This window comes from Treponema sp. R6D11 (genome assembly GCF_054786075.1).
The window spans coordinates 1-1,577 of record NZ_BDHD01000297.1 but is presented as its reverse complement, the minus strand read 5'-3'; the positions used below and the strand labels follow the sequence as shown (position 1 = coordinate 1,577).

1 protein-coding gene is annotated in these 1,577 nt (G+C 45.1%); it reads left to right on the top strand.

The window, feature by feature from the left end:
• Positions 1-379: 379 nt before the first annotated feature.
• A partial coding sequence (locus ACYVTD_RS12485) for a hypothetical protein (protein WP_461248082.1) occupies positions 380-1,577 on the top strand: 1,198 nt, incomplete at its 3' end.

The window sequence follows — 1,577 nt, the reverse complement described above, 5'->3', positions numbered from 1 at the left end:
ATTTCTTCATTTCCCATAATTTTTTTCCTGATTCAAAATTATCCTTATCTCCAATTATATATGATAAATTAATGTAACGCAAGCCATAAAAAATAACGCTTGTTATTGAATTGTTTTATTAATCCCCTATTGAATTGACCATGTAAGTTTGCCTCGGAGACGAAAAGGCTAGACGAGAAATGGTACAGGAACGGATTGCCGCAACGGTATAGTAGGCGCAACAGCGCTTTTCACCAGTAACTCATCAACACCAATAAACACCATTTTTCTTTAGACGCTTTTATAAAATCCTCAGTTTTTCTCCCCCTTTTCCACGCCATTAACAAACCTCCCTTTGTTACAGCCGCCTGTAGGGCGGCAAGAATTCAGGAGGAAAATTATGATGAAGAAAGTATGGTTGGTTTTACTGGCTATGGTTCTGGTATTCGGCCTTGCCGTGGTCGGCTGTAGCAGCGGCAGCAGCAGTGGCGGCGAAGAAGGAGAAGAGGGTGAAGAACTGGTGCAAAAAGTCGTCTTTGATATGGCGACGGATCCAGGTATTCAGGCACTGGAATTAGGCGTGATACCCAATACGGCGTTCGCGGGTGACGGCAATCCTCTTAAACCGCTTGTTCGCGCAGGCGAGGATGCGCACATAACCTATGAAGTCGTAGACAATAGCGGTGTGAAGGCGATTAAATTTACAACGGTAGCCGATTGGGGAGCGGGCATTGACCTGCGTTATGCGACTTTCGGTTTCCGCGCCGGTGACGTAATCAAGATTACGGGTGAATTTATTTCCGGAGCAGGCAGGGTGCAGGTTAACGGTAAAGTAGGCTCAGAAAACGCCACCATAGGAGGCGTTGACACAAGAGTAACAGAAGTCGGTACGTTTGAAAAGGAGTTTACTCTTACTCAAGATAACGTGGACGCTCTAAAAGCAGGCGGTCCTGCGGGGCTTAGAATTGAAGGCAGACCAGCTAACATAGTGGCGCAAATCAATAACATTACCATTAACGGATTAAGGCCGTCTAACCTCAAGGCGTTGGCCGCCCCCGTTATTGAAGCCACGGCGACCGGAGTAAGGTGGGAAGCCATTGAAGGCGCCGGCGGGTACAAAGTATTTGCCAATGACGGAGAAGATCCCATAACGACCGCTGGTCCAAGTGACACGAGCGCTAACTTGGCTGTTTTAACATCTCTCGCTGACGGAACATATTCAATTACCGTAGTTGCCACGGGTATTTCCGGGGCATCCAAAGATTCTGCCGCGAGTAACGCTGTTAGCTTTACGAAATATACTCCTCCGCCTCCCAAAGCAAAGGTTAAAGTTAATAATGCTGACCAAGAAGTAGAAGTGGTAGGTGTAAAAACCACAGTAACTCTTTTAGAGGATATGACCGGTTATTCTATTACTTATGCCAGTGGCAGTGATATGGGTTACGGAAATGCTTACGCCATATTCCAGGTTGATTTAGGTGCCGGCAAGAAATTATCTGATGTTACATCAATTAAATTTACATTCAAAGGAGAATCAGGCGATATTGGAGATAAGGATAATTTTGAATCAGGAAAAAAATTATGGGAAATGAAGAAAT